We start from the raw sequence: 17933 nt of genomic DNA on the forward strand, positions 1-17933 counted from the left end.
TGCGTACCCGGACGGGCGAGCTCGGCGCGCATGAAGAGCGCCATCACACCGCCGATGCAGAAGAACGCGAACGACGTGACCAGATAGAGCGTGCCGATCGTCTTGTGGTCAGTGGTGGTCAGCCACTTGATCACGACGTTTCCCGGCTGCTTGCGCCGAACGGGCAGCTCGTTCTCGTACGAGTCGGTTGGTGCTGCCGCGGCACCCTGGGGTTCGTTGAGGATGCTCACAGGTTGTTCGTCTCCCGGTTCTTCTCAGGGCCCGTCTGCTCAATGCCGGCCGGGATGTAACCGGTCTGGTTCTTCTTCGCGAGGTCCTCGAGGTGCTGCTTGTAGCGCTCGGGAGAGACGACCTTGACGTTGAAGAGCATCCGGGAGTGGTCGACGCCGCAGAGCTCGGCGCACTTGCCCATGAAGGTGCCCTCCTTGTTCGGAGTCACCTCGAAGGCGTTGGTGTGGCCCGGGATGACGTCCTGCTTCATGAGGAACGGCACCACCCAGAAGGAGTGGATGACGTCACGCGAAGTCAGAACGAAACGGACCTTCTCGCCCTTGGGGAGCCAGAGGGTCGGTCCGGGGTTGCCGTTCTGGGGGTTCCGCTCGCCGGGCGTGCCGACCTCGTAGACACCGCCGGCGTTGGCCGGGAAGTCCTTGCGGAAACGGTCCGGAATGGCTTCCAGGTCCTTGGACGTCTTGGCGTCGTCCTTGTCGGAACCCGGGACGTCCTCGATGTAGTTGAAGCCCCAGCTCCACTGATAGCCGACCACGTTGACCGTGTGGGCAGGCTTGTCTTCGAGCTCGAGGAGCTTCGACTCGTCACGTGCCGTGAAGTAGAAGAGCACCGAGACGATGATGAGAGGCACCACGGTGTACAGCGCCTCGATGGGCATGTTGTAACGCGTCTGCGCCGGTACTTCCACCTTGGTGCGGCTGCGCCGGTGGAAGATGACGCTCCACAGGATCAGGCCCCAGACCAGGACGCCCGTGGCGAGCGCTGCCGCCCACGAGCCCTGCCAGAGGGAGAGAATCCGCGGAGCCTCTTCCGTTACCGGGGTGGGCATTCCAAGGCGGGGGAAATCCTTGTATGTGCAACCGGTGGCGGTCGCCAGGATCAGGCCCGCAGTCAGCACCTGCGGCAGCTTCCGCCGCATCGGGCGCCGCGACGAGCGGTCGGAGCCGTTGGGACTCACGTAGCGCCTTCCCGAGAGTCTCGCCCGCGCGGTCGGCTGCGGCCTTCACGCTGGTAGGTCGCCGCCCTGCGTCGGGCAGGGGTTTGGATGTTTATGCGGACCAAACCCTACTGGACGCTATTTGGGGTCGCGCGGGGAGGGTGCCTAACGCGCCGCGGGTCACTCCGAAGGGTGGGACGGGGCGCCGTCGGGCCCTTTCTGACGGAGGGTCGGGACGCCTCGGAGCTCGGCGGAATGCCCCGGTCCGGGCGCCCACCGGCTCGGCCCGGCTTCTTGGGGTGCGGCTGCGGGTCCGTCGTGGCTGGGCGCGCAGTTCCCCGCGCCCCTGGAGGGGTGCCCCTTCGGGGCTGCCCCTTGCGGTCGGCTCACGGGGAGGCGGCTTAGCGTTGGCGTGTGGCCTACTTTGATGTTGCTTCCGCTGCTCCCCTTCATCCCGTTGCCCGGCAGGCGCTGCAGGCCTCGCTCGATGAGGGGTGGGCCGATCCGGCGCGGCTCTACCGGGAGGGGCGGCGGGCCCGGCTGCTGCTCGACGCGGCGCGGGAGGCGGCCGCCGACGCGGTGGGCTGCCGGCCCGACGAGCTCGTCTTCACCTCCTCCGGCACCCGTGCCGTGCACGCGGGGATCGCGGGGGCGCTCGCCGCTCGTCGGCGCGTCGGACGCCACCTGATCGTGTCGGCCGTCGAACACTCGTCGGTGCTCCATTCGGCGGCGGCCCACGAGTCCGACGGCGGGACGGTGACCGAGGTGGCGGTGGACCGGGGCGGGACGGTGCGCCCGGACGCGTACGCCGCCGCGCTGCGCGAGGACACCGCGCTCGCCTGTCTGCAGTCCGCCAACCACGAGGTCGGCACCGAGCAGCCGGTCGCGGAGGTGGCGGCGGTCTGCCGGGCCGCCGGGGTGCCGCTGCTCGTGGACGCGGCGCAGTCGCTGGCCTGGGGGGCCGTCGACGGGGACTGGTCGCTGCTGACCGGGAGCGCCCATAAATGGGGTGGCCCCGCGGGTGTCGGGCTTCTTGTCGTACGCAAAGGGGTGCGGTTCGCCGTGCGGGGGCCCGTCGACGAGCGGGAGTCCGGGCGCGCCGCAGGGTTCGAGAACATCCCGGCGATCGTCGCGGCTGCGGCTTCGCTGCGGGCGGTGCGGGCCGAGGCCGTCGCCGAGGCGGCGCGGCTGCGGGAGCTGACGGAGCGGATCCGGGCGCGGGTCCCCGGGCTCGTGCCGGATGTGGAAGTGGTGGGCGACCCGGTGCGGCGCCTTCCGCACCTCGTCACCTTCTCCTGTCTCTATGTCGACGGGGAGACTCTGCTGCACGAGCTCGACCGGGCCGGTTTCTCCGTGTCGTCGGGGTCCTCGTGCACCAGCTCGACGCTGACGCCGAGCCATGTGCTGCGCGCCATGGGGGTGGTCAGCGAGGGGAACGTACGGGTCTCGTTGCCGGTCGGGGCGCAGGAGGCGGACGTCGAGCGGTTCCTCGATGTGCTGCCCGGGGTGGTGCGCGGGGTGCGGGAGACCCTGGGGGCGCCGGTGGGGGGCGGCAGCGGGGAGGCCGAGGCCGTGACGGTCGACGCGCTCGGGATGAGCTGTCCGCTGCCGGTCATCGAGCTGGCCAAGGCGATCGGCGGGGTGCGGGTGGGCGGCACCGTCACCGTGCTCGCCGACGACGAGGTCGCGGCGGTCGACATCCCGGCGTGGTGCTGGACGCGGGGCCAGGAGTACGTGGGTGAGCGGCCGGCGGACCACGGCGTGGCGTATGTGGTCCGCCGGAGCTCGTGAGCCTCAGGCGAGGTGCGGCTGGACCTCCGCGGCGGCGGCGTGGCCGTACGCCTTGGTGAAGCGGTCCATGAAGTTGCTGCGGCGCAGCTCGTACTCCTGCGTGCCGACGGTCTCGATGACGAGGGTGGCGAGCATGCAGCCGACCTGCGCCGCGCGCTCGTGGGAGACGCCCCAGGCGAGGCCCGAGAGGAAGCCCGCGCGGAACGCGTCGCCGACGCCGGTCGGCTCGACCTTCGCCTCCTCCTCAGGGACGCCGACCTCGATCGGGTCCTGGCCGACGGACTCTATGCGGACGCCGCGCGAGCCGAGGGTCGTCACGCGGTGGCCGACCTTGGAGAGGATCTCGGCGTCGGTCCAGCCCGTCTTGGACTCGATGAGCCCCTTCTCGTACTCGTTCGAGAAGAGGTACGTCGCGCCGTCGAGGAGCGTGCGGATCTCCTCGCCCTCCATGCGCGCGATCTGCTGGGAGAAGTCCGCGGCGAAGGGGATCTTGCGGGTACGGCACTCCTCGGTGTGCCGGAGCATCGCCTCGGGGTCGTCGGCGCCGATCAGGACGAGGTCGAGGCCGCCGACGCGGTCGGCCACCGTCTTCAGCTCGATGAGGCGGGCCTCGCTCATCGCGCCCGTGTAGAAGGAGCCGATCTGGTTGTGGTCGGCGTCCGTGGTGCAGACGAAGCGCGCGGTGTGCAGGGTCTCGGAGATCCGGACCGATGCGGTGTCCACGCCGTGCCGGTCGAGCCAGGCCCGGTACTCGTCGAAGTCGGAGCCGGCGGCGCCGACCAGGATCGGGTGGGTGCCGAGCTGCCCCATGCCGAAGGTGATGTTGGCGGCGACGCCGCCCCTGCGGACGTCGAGGGCGTCGACGAGGAAGGAGAGGGAGACCGTGTGCAACTGATCGGCGACCAGCTGGTCGGCGAAGCGGCCGGGGAAGGTCATCAGGTGGTCGGTGGCGATGGAGCCGGTGACTGCAATACGCACGGCTGGATGCTCCTGTGGAGGGAGGCGGGGATTGACAGTTCACGCTACCGGGTCGAGGTGCTGTCGAGGCACCGTCCCTGAAGTGGCCTGAAGTGGCAAAACTACCCGATAGTAGGGCTTTTTTCGTGGGCGGTCGGATGCATACGGTGCCGTTATGACCGTTATCCCGAAGGATGTCGTCCTGCGGCGTCGCGCCGCGTCCACGGCGGAGGCCCCGGAGAGCATGGAGACGCTGCGCGGGGACTGTGCCCGCATGGCGCCGCACTGGGTGGTGCCCGCCGTCGCCGCGACCGCTCCCGTGCCGCCCTCGCTGATCCACGGCGTCAGCGTCCCGCCCGCCTCCGCCCGCCTGCTCTCCGAGATGTCCGAGTACGGGGACTGAGGGAGACCGGCGCCGGAGGTCCGGCGCGTGTAAGGGAACCGTGCGCTCCCCCGCTGCGTCCCATCGCCGTCCCCCGTATAGGGGAACTGGGATACGACAAGCCCGCCGGTGGCAGTCACCTGTGGGATTCCTGGGACAGCGGCACAGCGAAGGAGCGATGCGGTGAGCACCGAGCGATCCGTTCATGAGGCGGCCGAGCCGCGGCGGCGACGGTCCCGTCTGGCCGTCGTCTCGGTCGCGGCCACCGTGCTGCTGGTCGGCGGCGGTGGCGCGTACCTCGCGTCGGGCGCGTCCGGCGGCGGCAGCGGCGAAGGAGCCCCCGCGGCGGACGGCGGCGACCCGCCGCCGCTCGCGCTGGACGGCTACCCGGCCGGCGACCGGCAGAACGACGGCGGGACCGGCACCGGCGGCACCGGTGGCAAGCCCGGCATCGCGCCGGGCGAGCCCGACCCGAGCGGCGCCACGTACCGGGCGACCGGCGAGCTGCCCAAGGGCCCGGAGTCGGCCGCCGTCTACCACGCGCGCGGCGAGGTCACCCGGGGCGAAGTGGCCAAGCTGGCCAAGGCGCTCGGAGTGACCGGGACGCCGACGTCGCGGGACGGTGCCTGGCGGGTCGGCCAGGACAACGACGGGTCGGGGCCCTCGCTCCAGGTGAACAAGCAGGCGCCCGGCACCTGGACCTACGCCAGGCACGGCATCGGCGGCACCGACAACTGCCCCAAGGGCAAGCCCTGTTCCAGCACCTCCACCGCGCCGAACGGCGAGCTGGGCGACGCGGTGGGCGAGAAGGCCGCCAAGGAGGCCGCCGCTCCCGTCCTGAAGGCGCTCGGCCAGGACGACGCGAAGCTGGACGCACGCCAGCTCATGGGTGCCGTGCGCGTCGTGAACGCCGACCCGAAGGTCGACGGCCTGCCGACCTACGGCTGGTCGACCGGCATCCAGGTCGGCGCGGGCGGCGAAGTGGTCGGCGGCAGCGGCCAGTTGAAGGCGCCGGTCAAGGGTGCGACGTACCCGGTGATCAGCGCGCGGGAGACCCTGGACCGGCTGAACGCGTCGAGCGACGGCCACGGCCGCATCGGCATCGGCGGCTGCGCGACCCCGGTGCCGCACATGGACGACAGCACGAAGACGGAGGGCGGCGGCGGATCGAAGCAGGCGCCGTGCGAGCCGTCGTCGACGCCTCCGAAGCCGCGGCCGGTCGCCGTCGAGGGCGCCACGTTCGGCCTCGCGACGCACTACGTGGGCGGCAAGCAGACCCTCGTACCGTCCTGGCTGTTCGACATGAAGCCGCAGGGCGCACGGGACACCTTCACGGTGACGCACCCGGCGGTCGCGCCCAAGTACCTGACGTCGCCGAGCACCCCGGGCACGCCCACGCCCACCGAGAAGCCGGGCAAGGGCGACAGGAGCGGCACGGACCAGGCCCGCGTCGAGTCCTACAGCGCCGACGGGAAGTCGCTGACCGTGCACTTCTGGGGCGGCGCGTGCAGTGAGTACTCCGCGTCCGCGCGCGAGGACGGCGACCGCGTCACGGTCACGGTCACCGAGACCGGCCGCAAGGGCGACGTCTGCATCATGGTGGCCAAGGAGCTCAAGGAGACGGTCACCCTCGACAAGCCGCTGGGCGACCGCGAGGTCGTCGACGCCTCGGGCGAGACGGTGCGGCGGAAGTAGCGCGTACGCGCGAAGGCGGCGGCCCCCCGAGATCTCGGGGGGCCGCCGCCTTTGTGCGTGGGTGCCTACAGGCTCACCCGCCTACGGGCTTAGCTGAAGGAGTCGCCGCAGGCGCAGGAACCGGTGGCGTTCGGGTTGTCGATCGTGAAGCCCTGCTTCTCGATGGTGTCCACGAAGTCGATGGAGGCGCCGCCCAGGTAAGGAGCGCTCATCCGGTCGGTGACGACCTTCACGCCGTCGAAGTCCTTGACGACGTCGCCGTCGAGCGAGCGCTCGTCGAAGAACAGCTGGTAGCGCAGGCCCGAGCAGCCGCCGGGCTGCACGGCGACGCGCAGCGCCAGGTCGTCCCGGCCCTCCTGCTCAAGGAGGGCCTTCACCTTGGCCGCGGCGGCGTCCGACAGGAGGATGCCGTCGCTCACGGTGGTGGTCTCGTCCGATACGGACATCTGCTTCTCTCCCGGGTTGTACGGAGACTGCTTGCCGACGGTTGCAACCGGCGGGGCCGCGGATTCATTCCGGGCCGAGCGCTTACGTCCTTACCCCTTCATGCTCGCACATGGCGCCGGGCGGCAGGGCGGAGCGGGGAACGGCGAATGCGTCACATCGACACTATGGCCATCGTCAAACTGACGTGAAGCGGATATGATAGATAACGTCAATTAGACGAAAAGGCTCGTCTGCAGAACAGAAACGGTAGGTGTCGTCGTGACCACCGCCCAGTCCCCCGTGGACCTCGACGTCCAGCCCACGCCCCTCGCGCTGCTGCTGCTCGGCCGCGAGGCCGACCCGAAGAGCGAGCGCGGCGTGGAGTGCCCCGGCGACCTGCCCTCCCCCTCCGACCCGGACCTGGTGGAGCGCGCCCGCGCCGCCAAGGAGAAGCTCGGCGACAAGGTCTTCGTGCTCGGCCACCACTACCAGCGCGACGAGGTCATCCAGTTCGCGGACGTCACCGGCGACTCCTTCAAGCTGGCGCGCGACGCCGCCGCCCGGCCGGACGCCGAGTACATCGTCTTCTGCGGCGTGCACTTCATGGCCGAGTCCGCGGACATCCTGACGACGGACGACCAGAAGGTCGTGCTCCCCGACCTGGCCGCCGGCTGCTCGATGGCCGACATGGCCACCGCCGAGCAGGTCGCCGAGTGCTGGGACGTGCTGACCGAGGCCGGGATAGCCGAGCAGGTCGTCCCCGTCTCGTACATGAACTCCTCGGCGGACATCAAGGCGTTCACCGGCAAGCACGGCGGCACGATCTGCACGTCGTCGAACGCGAAGCGCGCGCTGGAGTGGGCCTTCGAGCAGGGCGAGAAGATCCTCTTCCTGCCCGACCAGCACCTGGGCCGCAACACCGCCGTGCGCGACATGGGGATGTCCCTGGACGACTGCGTCGTCTACAACCCGCACAAGCCGAACGGCGGCCTGACCGCCGAGCAGCTGCGCGACGCGAAGATGATCCTGTGGCGCGGGCACTGCTCGGTGCACGGACGCTTCTCGCTGGAGAGCGTGGAGGACGTGCGGGCGCGCATCCCGGGCGTGAACGTCCTGGTGCACCCGGAGTGCAAGCACGAGGTCGTCGCCGCCGCCGACTACGTGGGCTCCACCGAGCACATCATCAAGACCCTGGAGGCGGCGCCGGCCGGCTCCAAGTGGGCCATCGGCACCGAGCTGAATCTCGTACGCCGACTGGCGAACCGTTTCGCCGCCGAGGACAAGGAGATCGTCTTCCTCGACAAGACGGTCTGCTTCTGCTCGACCATGAACCGCATCGACCTGCCGCACCTGGTCTGGACCCTGGAGTCCCTCGCCGAGGGCAACCTCGTCAACCAGATCGAGGTGGACCGGGAGACCGAGCAGTTCGCGAAGCTGGCGCTTGAGCGGATGCTCGCGCTTCCGTAGGCCCCGGCACCACTCAGGCGTTACTCCGCTCTCGGCCGCACCAGGCCCGACTCGTAGGCAATGACGACGAGTTGGGCCCGGTCGCGGGCGCCGAGCTTCGCCATCGCCCGGTTCACATGGGTCTTCACGGTGAGCGGGCTGACCTCCAGGCGCTCGGCGATCTCGTCGTTCGAGTGGCCGCCCGCGACCTGCACCAGGACCTCGCGCTCGCGTCCGGTGAGCGCGTCGAGCCGCTCGCCGCGCACCGGCACGTCACCGTCCAGGCCCTCGCCCTGCGCGAGGAACTTCGCGATCAGCCCCTTGGTGGCCACCGGCGAGAGCAGCGCCTCCCCCGCCGCCGCGATACGGATGGCGCCCAGCAGCTCGTCGGGCTCCGCGCCCTTGCCGAGGAACCCGGAGGCGCCCGCGCGCAGCGACTGCACCACGTACTCGTCGACCTCGAACGTCGTCAGCATCACCACGCGCACATGGGCCAGCGCCGGGTCGGCGCTGATCAGGCGGGTGGCGGCCAGTCCGTCCGTGCCGGGCATCCGGATGTCCATCAGGACCACGTCGGCCCGCTCCGACCTGGCGAGTTCGACCGCCTCCGCTCCGTCGGACGCCTCGCCGACCACCTCCATGTCGGGTTCGGAGTCGACGAGCACCTTGAACGCGCTGCGCAGCAACGCCTGGTCGTCGGCGAGCAGTACGCGGATCGTCACGCGGTCCCTCCCTTTGCCGTGGTGACGGGCAGGATCGCATGGACGCGGAAGCCGCCGCCGTAGCGGGGTCCCGCCGAGCAGCTGCCGCCGAGGGCGGTGACGCGTTCGCGCATGCCGAGCAGGCCGTGGCCGCCGCCGTCGGTGTTCTGGGCGTCGCCCTTGCCGGGTCCCGGGCCGTCGTCGATGACGGTGACCTCCACGTTCGGGCCGACGCGGACCACGCTCACCTCCGCCTTGGCGTCCTTGCCCGCGTGCTTCTGCACGTTGGTCAGTGCCTCCTGGATGATGCGGAACGCGGCGAGGTCGACGGCGGCCGCCAGATCGAGACCGACCTGGCCGAGCGCCACCTCCACGGGCAGACCGGCGTTGCGGAACGTCTCGACGAGCTCGTCGAGCCGGTGCAGGCCCGGCGCCGGCTCGGTGGGCGCCTCGGGATCGCCCGTCTGCCGCAACAACCCAACGGTGGCCCGCAGTTCGTTGAGCGCGGAGCGGCTGGCGTCCCGTACGTGCGAGAGGGCTTCCTTGGCCTGGTCGGGCCGCTTGTCCATGACGTGCGCGGCGACCCCGGCCTGCACGTTGACCAGGGCGATGTGGTGGGCGACCACGTCGTGCAGATCGCGGGCGATGCGCAGCCGCTCCTCGGCGACGCGGCGCCTGGCCTCCTCCTCCCGCGTGCGCTCGGCCCGCTCGGCGCGCTCCCTTATGGCGTCCACGAAGGCGCGGCGGCTGCGCACCGCGTCGCCCGCGGCGGCGGCCATGCCGGTCCAGGCGAAGATGCCGAGGTTTTCCTGCGCGTACCAGGGCAGGGGGCCCGAGAGCATCGCGACGCCGGTCAGGCCCGTCATGGTGACGAGGCCGATCCGCCACGTCGTGGAGCGGTCGGTGGTGGCGGCGACGGTGAACAGCGCGATGACGGCGCACATCACGACGGGCGCGCGGGGCTCGCCGGTGAGCAGTTCGACGAGGGAGGCGGCGCAGGTCGCGGCCAGCACGGACCAAGGGGCGCGGCGGCGGAAGACCAGGGCGAGCGCGCCGAGCGCCATCAGGAGCAGGCTCGGGACGTCGGGGGTGCGGGTGCCCCAGGTGGGGCCGTGCTCTCCATAGGGCTCGGCGAAGGAGCCGACGACCATGCAGACGAGGACGGCGGAGGCGAGCACCGCGTCCACCGCCAGCGGGTGTGTTCTGGCCCAGCCGCGGCCTCGTACGAGAGTGGTCACTCGCCAAACGTTACGGGGGCTGGCCGGAGGCCTTGACCAGATCTGTCGTATCGGGTCATCTGCGGGTTTGGTGTGGCTGGGCGCGCAGTTCCCCGCGCCCCTGGACGGGCGCCCCTGGACGGGCGCCCGTCCAGGGGCGCCCGCATGTCAGCCGGGGATCAGGCCGTCGTCGTTCAGCATGGTGCGGACGTCGTCCAGGGTGGCGTCCGGGGACGGGAGGATCAGCTCGGAGGGTTCCAGGGCGTCGTCCGGGAGGGGGTCGCCGAGCTCCCGGACCTTGTCCAGGAGCGCGTGCAGCGTGCGGCGGAAGCCGGCTGAGTCGCCGCCCTCCATCTCCTCGAGGAGTTCGTCGTCCAGCTTGTTGAGTTCGGCGAAGTGGCTGTCGGCCAGCTTCACCTGCCCCTCCCCCATGATCCGTACGATCATGTCGCCCTCCTCGGACGTGTGTAGGGCTGTTGCTACTGCTTGTCGAAGCGCGGGGTGTCCTGCGGCTGCTGCTGCGACTGCGGCCGGCCCTGGCCGCCCTCGATCGCCTGCTGTCCGCCGCTGGAACCTCCGGCGAGCTCCGCCTTCATGCGCTGCAGTTCCAGCTCTACATCTGTACCACCGGAGAGGCGGTCCAGCTCGGTCTGGATGTCGTCCTTGGCCAGTCCGGAGGAGTCGTCGAGGGCACCGGAGGCGAGCAGTTCGTCGATCGCGCCGGCCCGCGCCTGGAGCTGCGCGGTCTTGTCCTCGGCGCGCTGGATGGCCATGCCGACGTCGCCCATCTCCTCGGAGATGCCGGAGAAGGCCTCGCCGATGCGGGTCTGCGCCTGCGCGGCGGTGTACGTGGCCTTGATCGTCTCCTTCTTCGTACGGAAGGCGTCGACCTTGGCCTGGAGGCGCTGCGCCGCGAGGGTGAGCTTCTCCTCCTCGCCCTGGAGGGTCTGGTGCTGCGTCTCCAGGTCCGTCACCTGCTGCTGGAGCGCGGCGCGGCGGGACAGGGCCTCGCGGGCCAGGTCCTCGCGGCCGAGCGCCAGCGCCTTGCGCCCCTGGTCCTCCAGGGTCGACGACTGCTTCTGGAGCTGGGTGAGCTGCAGCTCGAGGCGCTTGCGGGAGGTCGCCACGTCGGCGACGCCGCGGCGCACCTTCTGCAGCAGCTCCAACTGCTTCTGGTACGAATAATCGAGGGTTTCGCGCGGGTCCTCGGCCCGGTCAAGGGCCTTGTTCGCCTTCGCGCGGAAGATCATCCCCATACGCTTCATGACACCGCTCATGGGCTTCGCGCGCCCCCTTCTGACGGACTTCCAGCTCCAGGTACTGCTCAGAACCCACAGTACGGGCCCTGCATCCATTACCGCACTGTTCGCGGGCGGATGCGCTCATCCCCAAGGACGACTGCGTCCCGCGCCACTCCGGCGTAAGGAGTAGGTGCACCCCTGGGGCCGGCTCCGGCGCATACCGCCCGCTACGTCCCCTTAGGCACATAAATCAAGACGCCTGGTGTTGCCGGATCGTTCCCGGCCTGACCGACGTCCATGCCCCCGCACCCCGTACCCTTGGCTTTTGTGTTCCGTAGCCGATCCAAGGAAGAGAAGGCCCCGGCCGCCCAGGCGCCGGTGACCGACTCCAACCAGCCCCGTGACCCGCAGGCCCCGAAGGGCCGCCCCACCCCCAAGCGCGCCATGGCGCAGTCGCAGCGTCGCAGCGTGACGAACACGCCGACGTCGCGCAAGGAGGCCGCCAAGCGGCAGCGCGACGAGCGCCGCACCCAGATGGCGAAGCAGCGCGAGGCGCTGGCGAGCGGTGACGAGCGGTACCTGCCCGCCCGTGACAAGGGGCCCGTGCGCAAGTTCGCGCGCGACTTCGTGGACTCGCGTTTCTGCGTCGCCGAGTTCTTCCTGCCGATCGCGGTGATCATCCTGGTCATGAGCATCGTGCAGATCCCGCAGCTGCAGAACATCTCGCTGCTGCTCTGGCTCTGCGTGATCGTGCTCATCATCGTCGACTCGGTCGCCACCGCGTTCCGCCTGAAGAAGCGCCTCAAGGAGCGGTTCCCGGGCGAGAACACGAAGGGCGCCGTCGCGTACGCCCTGATGCGCACGCTCCAGATGCGCCGTCTCCGGCTGCCCAAGCCGCAGGTCAAGCGCGGAGAGCGACCCTGAGCGGATTCACCGGCGGAGCCGGGGCCTGGCTGGAGAAGCTGGGCGGCCTGCGCAACGCCGTGCGACAGGAACTGGTGGCCCGCCAGCTCGACGAGCAGATAGCGGGGCGCTTCCCGGTGGGGCAGCGGCTCCGCGTGCTCGACGTCGGCATGGGGCAGGGCACGCAGGCGCTGCGGCTCGCCCGAGCCGGACACAAGGTGACGGGCGTCGAGCAGGACCCCGCCATGATCGCCGCCGCGCGCGCGGCGCTCGCCGAGGAGCCCGAGGGCATCCAGGGGCGGGTGCGGATCGTCGAGGGCGACGGACACCAGACCGGGGTGCACTTCATGCCCGGCAGCTTCGACGTGGTGCTGTGCCACGGCGTACTGATGTACGTGGAGGAGCCCGACGCGCTCCTCGCCGGGCTCGCCCGGATGCTGGCGCCCGGCGGGCTGCTCTCGCTGCTCGTGCGCAACGCGGAGGCGCTGGCCATGCGGCCGGGCATCGCCGGCGACTGGGCGGGGGCGCTCGCCGCCTTCGACTCCGTCACGTACCGCAACCGGATCGGGGTCGACGCCCGCGCGGACCGGCTCGACGCGCTGACCTCCTCGCTTGCGGGGCTCGCGGCGCCGCTCCAGGTCTGGTACGGCGTGCGGGTCTTCACGGACACCGTGGCCGACGGAGCGGCGATTCCTCCGGAGTGGGAGCTGGAGGCGCTGCTCGCCGCGGAGGAGCGGGCAGGGCGGACCGATCCTTACCGGCGGGTCGCCGCGTTGCTGCATCTCTGCGGGGTGCGGGACTAGGACCCGGCGGGTCCGGGTGGCCGACGGTGGCCGACGAGGTGGTGACGCCTGATCGGCCCCCTGAGTCCCTGATCGGCCCCCTGAGCCCCTGTTCGGCCCCCTAAGTCAGGGCGGCGCCGTACGGCCGAACCGAGACTCGGAACATGAGTCTTCCTCGTACGCGTGCCGTGCCGTCCGCTGCCGTCCTGATCACCGTCGCGCTCGTCGGCGGCTGCTCCTCCGCGGGGTCCGGCTCGGGCTCCGGTGACTCCGACAGATCCACCACGCAGGCCGCGCCCGCCGCCGCGAACGATCTGCAGGAGGACTACCAGAAGGTGATCAAGGACGTCCTGCCGTCCGTCGTCCAGATCGGCGCCGCCGACGGTCTCGGCTCCGGGGTCGTCTACGACGACAAGGGCCACATCGTCACCAACGCCCACGTCGTGGGCAAGGGCAAGCGTTTCAAGGTGACGACGGCGACCGGCGAGGAGGCCCTGACCGCCGATCTTGTGGCCGCCTACCCGGAGCAGGACCTCGCCGTCATCAAGCTGGGCGACGTGCCGAAGGGGCTGAAGGCCGCGAAGTTCGGCGACTCCACCAAGGCCGAGGTCGGGCAGATCGTGCTGGCCATGGGGTCCCCGCTCGGCCTGTCCTCCAGCGTCACCCAGGGCATCGTGTCGGCGACCGGGCGCACGGTCAGCGAGGGCCGCTCCGGCGGAGGGACCGGGGCCACCATCGCCAACATGGTGCAGACCTCGGCCGCGATCAACCCCGGCAACAGCGGCGGCGCGCTCGTCGACCTCGACGGGCAGGTCATCGGCATCCCGACGCTGGCCGCGAGCGACCCGGACATGGGCGACAGCGCCGCACCCGGCATCGGCTTCGCGATCCCGTCCTCGATGGTGAAGACCGTCGCCGACCAGATCGTCGAGAGCGGCAGGGTCACCGACTCGGGCCGGGCCGCGCTCGGCATCACCGGCCGCACCGTCCTCGGCGACGACTACCGGCCGGCGGGCGTCGCCGTCGTCGAGACCCAGAAGGACGGCGCGGCGGCGAAGGCGGGCATGACGGCCGGGGACATCATCACCCGGCTCGGCGACGACGAGATCACCACGATCAACTCCCTCTCCGAGACGCTGGCCTCGGCCGAACCGGGCCAGAAGACGCGGGTCACGTACGTCCGCGACGGCGCCGAGAAGACGGCGGACGTCACACTCGGGGAGATGTAGCGGCCGAGTCCCACCGGGGCCGGGAAGCGCGCCCCCGTCGGAGGCGGCGCCCGAATCGCGGCGCCGCTTCCTCCCGCCCCCGGGGGCCGGGGCCTAGGCCGAGGCCTCCGCGTCCTCCCCCTCGGCCTCCATGTGCAGGCTCATCGGGCCGTAGATCTTGTTCGTGTCCTCGAAGAGGGTCACCTGGTCGGCGCCGCCCTCGGCGAGTTCCTTCCAGTACTCGCCGACCCAGGACTCCGCGTCGCCCTGCGTGGTGAACTCCTCGGGCTGCACCGCGGGCTGGACCTCCGTCCCGTCCGCCTTCTCGAACAGCCACGTCCATGCCGCCATGTCAGCCTCCCGAGGTCCGTGGCGGTGTGGAACCGCCTGAATCCGCTTGAAGCCTAGCCGGGCGCGCGGCGCTCGACCCGACGCGGGAGGATCTTCGTGTGGAACTGACTCTGCTCGGCACCGGCGCCCCCGGTGGACTGCCCCTCCCCGACTGCCCCTGCGCGGCCTGCGCGACCGCGCTCGGCGACGCGGCGCGTGCCGCGACCGCGCTCCTCGTGGACGGTGTACTGCTCCTCGACCTCACCCCTGGGGCGGCCTTCGCGGCGGCCCGGGCCGGGCACTCGCTCGGCGGAGTCCGTCAGGTGCTGCTCTCCCACCCGCACGACGGTCCCCCCGTCGAGGTCCCCGCGGGGCTGCCGCAGCCCGGGCGGGTCGCGGACGGGCGGGAGCTGGCGCTGCTCACCGGGCACCGGGTGCGTGCGGTGGCGCTGGACGCGCCGGGCACCGGGTACGAGGTGGCGGGGCCGGACGGGGAGCGGCTGCTGTATCTGCCGCCGGGCGGGGCGCCCGCGGGGCTCGCCGACGGGAACGGGAACGGCGGGCAGGTGACGTACGAGATGGTCGTCGGCGATGTCCTCGGGCGTCCCGACGGGCTCGCCCGGCTGCGTGCGGCCGGGGCCGTCGGTCCCACCACCGACGTGATCGCGGTGCATATCGGCCACGAGGCGCCGCCGGGCGGTGAGCTGGCGCGCCGGCTCGCCGCCGTGGGGGCGCGGGCCGTGCCGGACGGCTCGACGCTGGCGGTCGGCGCCTACGAGGACGTCCCTGACGTGCCGCGCCGCACCCTCGTCCTGGGCGGCGCGCGGTCGGGCAAGTCGGTGGAGGCCGAGCGGCGCCTGGAGGCCTTCCCCGACGTGCTGTACGTGGCGACCGGCGGGACAAGGAGCGGTGACTCCGAGTGGGCCCGGAGGGTGAGTCTGCACCGCGAGCGGCGCCCCGGCTCCTGGCGGACCGCCGAGACCTGCGACCTGGTGCCGCTGCTCGCGCAGGACGGGCCGCCGCTGCTCATCGACTGTCTGTCGCTGTGGCTGACCCACGTCATGGACGAGGTGAAGGCGTGGGACGACGCCGAGTGGGCGGGCGGCGGGGAGCGGGCGCTGCGGGACCGGGTCACCGAGCTCGCGGCGGCGGTGCGGGCCACCCGGCGCACGGTCGTCGCCGTCTCGAACGAGGTCGGCTCCGGGATCGTCCCCGCGACCGCGTCGGGCCGCCGCTACCGCGACGAACTGGGCCGCCTCAACACGGCGTTCGCCGCCGAGTGCGAGCACGTGCTGCTCGTCGTGGCGGGCCAGGCCCTCACCTTGCGCGGCTGACGCCTACGCCGCGCCCCGGCGCGCGACGACCCGGTAGGTGTTGGCGAAGCCGACGCGGGTGAGCAGGGGCGACAGGAGTACGTCGAGGGCGCGGGCGAGTGCCACCGGCGGGACGGACGCCCACCGTGCGGCCCGCCGCAGCGTCAGCTGGAGCGGGGAGGCGGGTCTGGCGCGCCACGGGACGTCGGGCTCGGGGAGGCGGGCGGTGAGGAAGAGCGCGACCGCCGCGCTCAGGTCGACCGGTACGTGCGCCGCGCGCCGCTCGACGGCGACGACCGTGAAGCCGAGCCGCTCCAGTTCCCGCCGGAGGTTGGCGAGCGGCATGAGGTGCAGGTGCTGTGGCTGGCCGTACGAGATCCACCATCGGCCGAGCAGCCCGGCGTAGCGGCACTCGGGGTCGGTGGCCTCGATCAGGAGGTGGCCGCCGGGGCGCAGCACGGTTCTCGCGGCTCTGAGTTCCGCGCGGGGGTCCGGGCCGCGTTGCAGGCAGTGGAACATGCTCATCGCGTCGTAGCGGCCGGCGAGGGAGCCCGCGAGCCCCGTGAGCGTGCCCCGGTGGCCCTCCTCGATGCGGCCGCGCCGCACGCCCTCCGCGACGCCGCGGCCCCGGTCGATGCCGTCGAAGGACGTGTACGGCAGGACCTGCTTGGCCAGGGCCGGGAAGTGCGCGGCGCCGGTGTCGACGTCGAGCCAGCACTCGGGCTCGTCGAAGGCCCGCACCGCGCGGACGCCGGCGAGACGGCGCTTCGTGCCCGCCCACGCGGCCGCGCCGAGCAGCTGCCTGCCGCGCAGGTCCCTGCGGTAGAAGTCCCGGCCCTCGGCGGTGAGGCGGGGGTTCTGGAAGCAGTGGCCGCAGTCGCCGCACCGGTCGACCCGGAAGCTGCCCGGCTTGCGCTGGATGAGGTCGGTGGTGCGCAGCCTCGTCCGCAGCCGCCCGGAGCCGCACCAGGGGCAGTCGGTGCGGCGGGGCTCGTGGAACCGCTCGGTGCCCTGGGCGAGTTCGGCGAGGTAGACGGGGCGCCGGGCGGCGACCTGTCGGGCGGCATCCGTGGTCATGGTCGTACTCCTGGAGGAAGCCGATACAAACGGGAACGTAAAGGGACACTCCCCCACAAGTAGTGACGCTACGCATCGTGCCGACCGCAGGGGCGTTCGAGCGGCACCGCCGCCGCTCCCGGTACTGTTCGGCGAATGAGCTCGCTGAATCTCGACGACTTCACCGACCTGATCGAGCGGCCCGACGGCGGGGTCCGCCGCGACGCCGAGGAACGCAGGGAGCGGCAGACCGTGCCGCCCGGCTCGCTGGGCCGCCTCGACGAACTCGGCGAGTGGCTCGCGGCGGCCCAGTCGTCGGTGCCGGTGCGGCCGGTCGAGCGGCCGCGCGTGGTGCTGTTCGCGGGCGACCACGGGGTCGCCGAACTCGGCGTCTCCGCGCGGCCCGCCGGGAGCGCCGCCGATCTCGTGCGTTCCGTGCTGGCCGGCGAGAGCCCGGCGGCGATCCTCGCCCGCCGCCTCGACGTGCCCGTCCGCGTCGTCGACATGGCGCTCGACTGCGACCCGGGCGAGCTGCCCGCCGAGGTCGCGGGACACCGGGTGCGGCGCGGCTCGGGGCGTATCGACATCGAGGACGCGCTGACCGTCGAAGAGGCGGAGCAGGCGCTGCGCGCGGGCATGGCCGTCGCCGACGAGGAGGCGGACTCCGGCACCGATCTGGTCGTGCTCGGCGATGTGAGCGTGGGCGGTACGACGCCCGCGGCGACGCTGGTCGCCGCGCTGTGCGGGACCGACGCGTCCGTCGTGACGGGGCGCGGCGGCGAGCCCATCGACGACCTGGCGTGGATGCGCAAGTGCGCGGCGGTGCGGGACGCGCTGCGGCGGGCCCGGCCCGTGCTCGGCGACCAGCTGGAGCTGCTCGCCGCGGTGGGCGGCGCGGACGTGGCGGCGATGACGGGCTTCCTGTTGCAGTGCGCGGTACGGCGTACGCCGGTGATCCTCGACGGCGTCGTGGCGTCGGCCGCGGCGCTGGTCGCCCAGCGGGTGGCCTTCCGGGCGCCGGACTGGTGGCTTGCGGGGCACGACAGCGGGGAGCCGGCCCAGGCCAAGGCGCTCGACCGGATGGCGCTCGAACCGCTCCTGACGCACGGGGTCAAGGTCGGCGAGGGCGCCGGAGCGCTCCTGGCCCTGCCGCTGGTGCAGGCCGCCGCGGCGCTCTCGGCGGAGCTCCCCGAGCGGCCCGCCGCCGCGGAGGACAAGACGGAGGACGAGACGGGGGCCGAAACGGGCAACGCGGCGGAGAGCGAAGCGGAACCTTCGGTGCCGCCCACCGCCTAGGCGCCCGGCGGCGGAGGAGAC

Annotated in this window: 18 protein-coding genes and 1 pseudogene; 9 read left to right on the forward strand and 10 right to left on the reverse strand. The window is 72.0% G+C overall.

Annotation, left to right across the window (positions count from 1 at the left end; translation table 11 throughout):
* Positions 1–230: pseudogene (locus ACH4D5_RS00005) on the reverse strand (cytochrome ubiquinol oxidase subunit I); the annotation flags it as partial.
* Positions 227–1189 (reverse strand): cytochrome c oxidase subunit II, encoded by a 963-nt coding sequence (gene coxB, locus ACH4D5_RS00010; RefSeq protein WP_398296892.1) that lies wholly within the window; start codon positions 1187–1189, stop codon positions 227–229. The gene coxB and the pseudogene ACH4D5_RS00005, both read right to left, overlap by 4 nt.
* Before the next feature lie 393 nt (positions 1190–1582).
* Between coxB and ACH4D5_RS00015 the strand changes: the two genes are divergently transcribed.
* The gene (locus tag ACH4D5_RS00015) at positions 1583–2959 is read left to right on the forward strand and encodes a cysteine desulfurase/sulfurtransferase TusA family protein (RefSeq protein WP_398296894.1); all 1377 of its coding nucleotides are present in this window, start codon (positions 1583–1585) and stop codon (positions 2957–2959) included.
* Between the two features lie 3 nt (positions 2960–2962).
* On the opposite strand, the gene ACH4D5_RS00020 is transcribed toward ACH4D5_RS00015, so the two are convergent.
* A complete protein-coding gene (locus tag ACH4D5_RS00020) occupies positions 2963–3937 on the reverse strand; it encodes a carbohydrate kinase family protein (protein ID WP_398296896.1) in 975 nt (324 codons plus the stop codon).
* A gap of 154 nt (positions 3938–4091) precedes the next feature.
* Between ACH4D5_RS00020 and ACH4D5_RS00025 the strand changes: the two genes are divergently transcribed.
* Positions 4092–4319 carry a hypothetical protein gene (locus ACH4D5_RS00025; protein ID WP_398298554.1) on the forward strand — a complete coding sequence of 76 codons (228 nt, stop codon included), beginning with the start codon at positions 4092–4094 and terminating at the stop codon, positions 4317–4319.
* 162 nt (positions 4320–4481) lie between these two features.
* Positions 4482–5993: a hypothetical protein gene (locus ACH4D5_RS00030; protein WP_398296898.1), complete on the forward strand. Its 1512-nt coding sequence runs from the start codon at positions 4482–4484 to the stop codon at positions 5991–5993.
* A gap of 89 nt (positions 5994–6082) precedes the next feature.
* Here ACH4D5_RS00030 and ACH4D5_RS00035 read toward each other — a convergent pair whose 3' ends face one another.
* Complete coding sequence (locus ACH4D5_RS00035) at positions 6083–6439, reverse strand: HesB/IscA family protein (RefSeq protein WP_398296900.1); 357 nt, start codon at positions 6437–6439, stop codon at positions 6083–6085.
* A 259-nt stretch (positions 6440–6698) separates the two neighbouring features.
* Between ACH4D5_RS00035 and nadA the strand changes: the two genes are divergently transcribed.
* Positions 6699–7886: a quinolinate synthase NadA gene (nadA, locus tag ACH4D5_RS00040; RefSeq protein WP_398296902.1), complete on the forward strand. Its 1188-nt coding sequence runs from the start codon at positions 6699–6701 to the stop codon at positions 7884–7886.
* Between the two features lie 20 nt (positions 7887–7906).
* Here the strand turns inward: nadA and ACH4D5_RS00045 are convergent, their stop codons facing one another.
* From ACH4D5_RS00045 to ACH4D5_RS00060, 4 genes are all read right to left on the reverse strand, one after another.
* A complete protein-coding gene (locus ACH4D5_RS00045) occupies positions 7907–8587 on the reverse strand; it encodes a response regulator (RefSeq protein WP_398296904.1) in 681 nt (226 codons plus the stop codon).
* The gene (locus ACH4D5_RS00050; protein ID WP_398296906.1) at positions 8584–9804 is read right to left on the reverse strand and encodes a sensor histidine kinase; all 1221 of its coding nucleotides are present in this window, start codon (positions 9802–9804) and stop codon (positions 8584–8586) included. Before ACH4D5_RS00050 ends, ACH4D5_RS00045 begins: the two co-directional genes overlap by 4 nt.
* A 147-nt stretch (positions 9805–9951) precedes the next feature.
* On the reverse strand, positions 9952–10230 hold the full coding sequence (locus tag ACH4D5_RS00055; RefSeq protein ID WP_398296908.1) for a hypothetical protein: 279 nt from the start codon (positions 10228–10230) through the stop codon (positions 9952–9954).
* A gap of 32 nt (positions 10231–10262) precedes the next feature.
* Positions 10263–11060: a PspA/IM30 family protein gene (locus ACH4D5_RS00060; protein WP_398296910.1), complete on the reverse strand. Its 798-nt coding sequence runs from the start codon at positions 11058–11060 to the stop codon at positions 10263–10265.
* A gap of 261 nt (positions 11061–11321) precedes the next feature.
* On the opposite strand from ACH4D5_RS00060, the gene ACH4D5_RS00065 reads away from it, so the two are divergent.
* From ACH4D5_RS00065 to ACH4D5_RS00075, 3 genes are all read left to right on the forward strand, one after another.
* A complete protein-coding gene (locus tag ACH4D5_RS00065; RefSeq protein WP_398296912.1) occupies positions 11322–11948 on the forward strand; it encodes a DUF3043 domain-containing protein in 627 nt (208 codons plus the stop codon).
* A gap of 74 nt (positions 11949–12022) precedes the next feature.
* A complete protein-coding gene (locus tag ACH4D5_RS00070; RefSeq protein WP_398298438.1) occupies positions 12023–12730 on the forward strand; it encodes a class I SAM-dependent methyltransferase in 708 nt (235 codons plus the stop codon).
* A gap of 143 nt (positions 12731–12873) precedes the next feature.
* The gene (locus ACH4D5_RS00075; protein WP_398296914.1) at positions 12874–13938 is read left to right on the forward strand and encodes a S1C family serine protease; all 1065 of its coding nucleotides are present in this window, start codon (positions 12874–12876) and stop codon (positions 13936–13938) included.
* Between the two features lie 93 nt (positions 13939–14031).
* Here the strand turns inward: ACH4D5_RS00075 and ACH4D5_RS00080 are convergent, their stop codons facing one another.
* Positions 14032–14268, reverse strand: a complete 237-nt coding sequence (locus ACH4D5_RS00080) for a hypothetical protein (protein ID WP_398296916.1) — start codon at positions 14266–14268, stop codon at positions 14032–14034.
* A gap of 98 nt (positions 14269–14366) precedes the next feature.
* Between ACH4D5_RS00080 and ACH4D5_RS00085 the strand changes: the two genes are divergently transcribed.
* The gene (locus tag ACH4D5_RS00085) at positions 14367–15581 is read left to right on the forward strand and encodes a bifunctional adenosylcobinamide kinase/adenosylcobinamide-phosphate guanylyltransferase (RefSeq protein WP_398296918.1); all 1215 of its coding nucleotides are present in this window, start codon (positions 14367–14369) and stop codon (positions 15579–15581) included.
* A 3-nt stretch (positions 15582–15584) separates the two neighbouring features.
* Here ACH4D5_RS00085 and ACH4D5_RS00090 read toward each other — a convergent pair whose 3' ends face one another.
* Positions 15585–16637: a class I SAM-dependent methyltransferase gene (locus ACH4D5_RS00090; RefSeq protein WP_398296920.1), complete on the reverse strand. Its 1053-nt coding sequence runs from the start codon at positions 16635–16637 to the stop codon at positions 15585–15587.
* A gap of 135 nt (positions 16638–16772) precedes the next feature.
* On the opposite strand from ACH4D5_RS00090, the gene cobT reads away from it, so the two are divergent.
* Positions 16773–17912 carry a nicotinate-nucleotide--dimethylbenzimidazole phosphoribosyltransferase gene (gene cobT, locus ACH4D5_RS00095; protein ID WP_398296922.1) on the forward strand — a complete coding sequence of 380 codons (1140 nt, stop codon included), beginning with the start codon at positions 16773–16775 and terminating at the stop codon, positions 17910–17912.
* Positions 17913–17933 lie beyond the last annotated feature (21 nt).

The sequence above is a fragment of the Streptomyces sp. NPDC018029 genome (genome assembly GCF_044327655.1).
GTDB lineage: Bacteria > Actinomycetota > Actinomycetes > Streptomycetales > Streptomycetaceae > Streptomyces.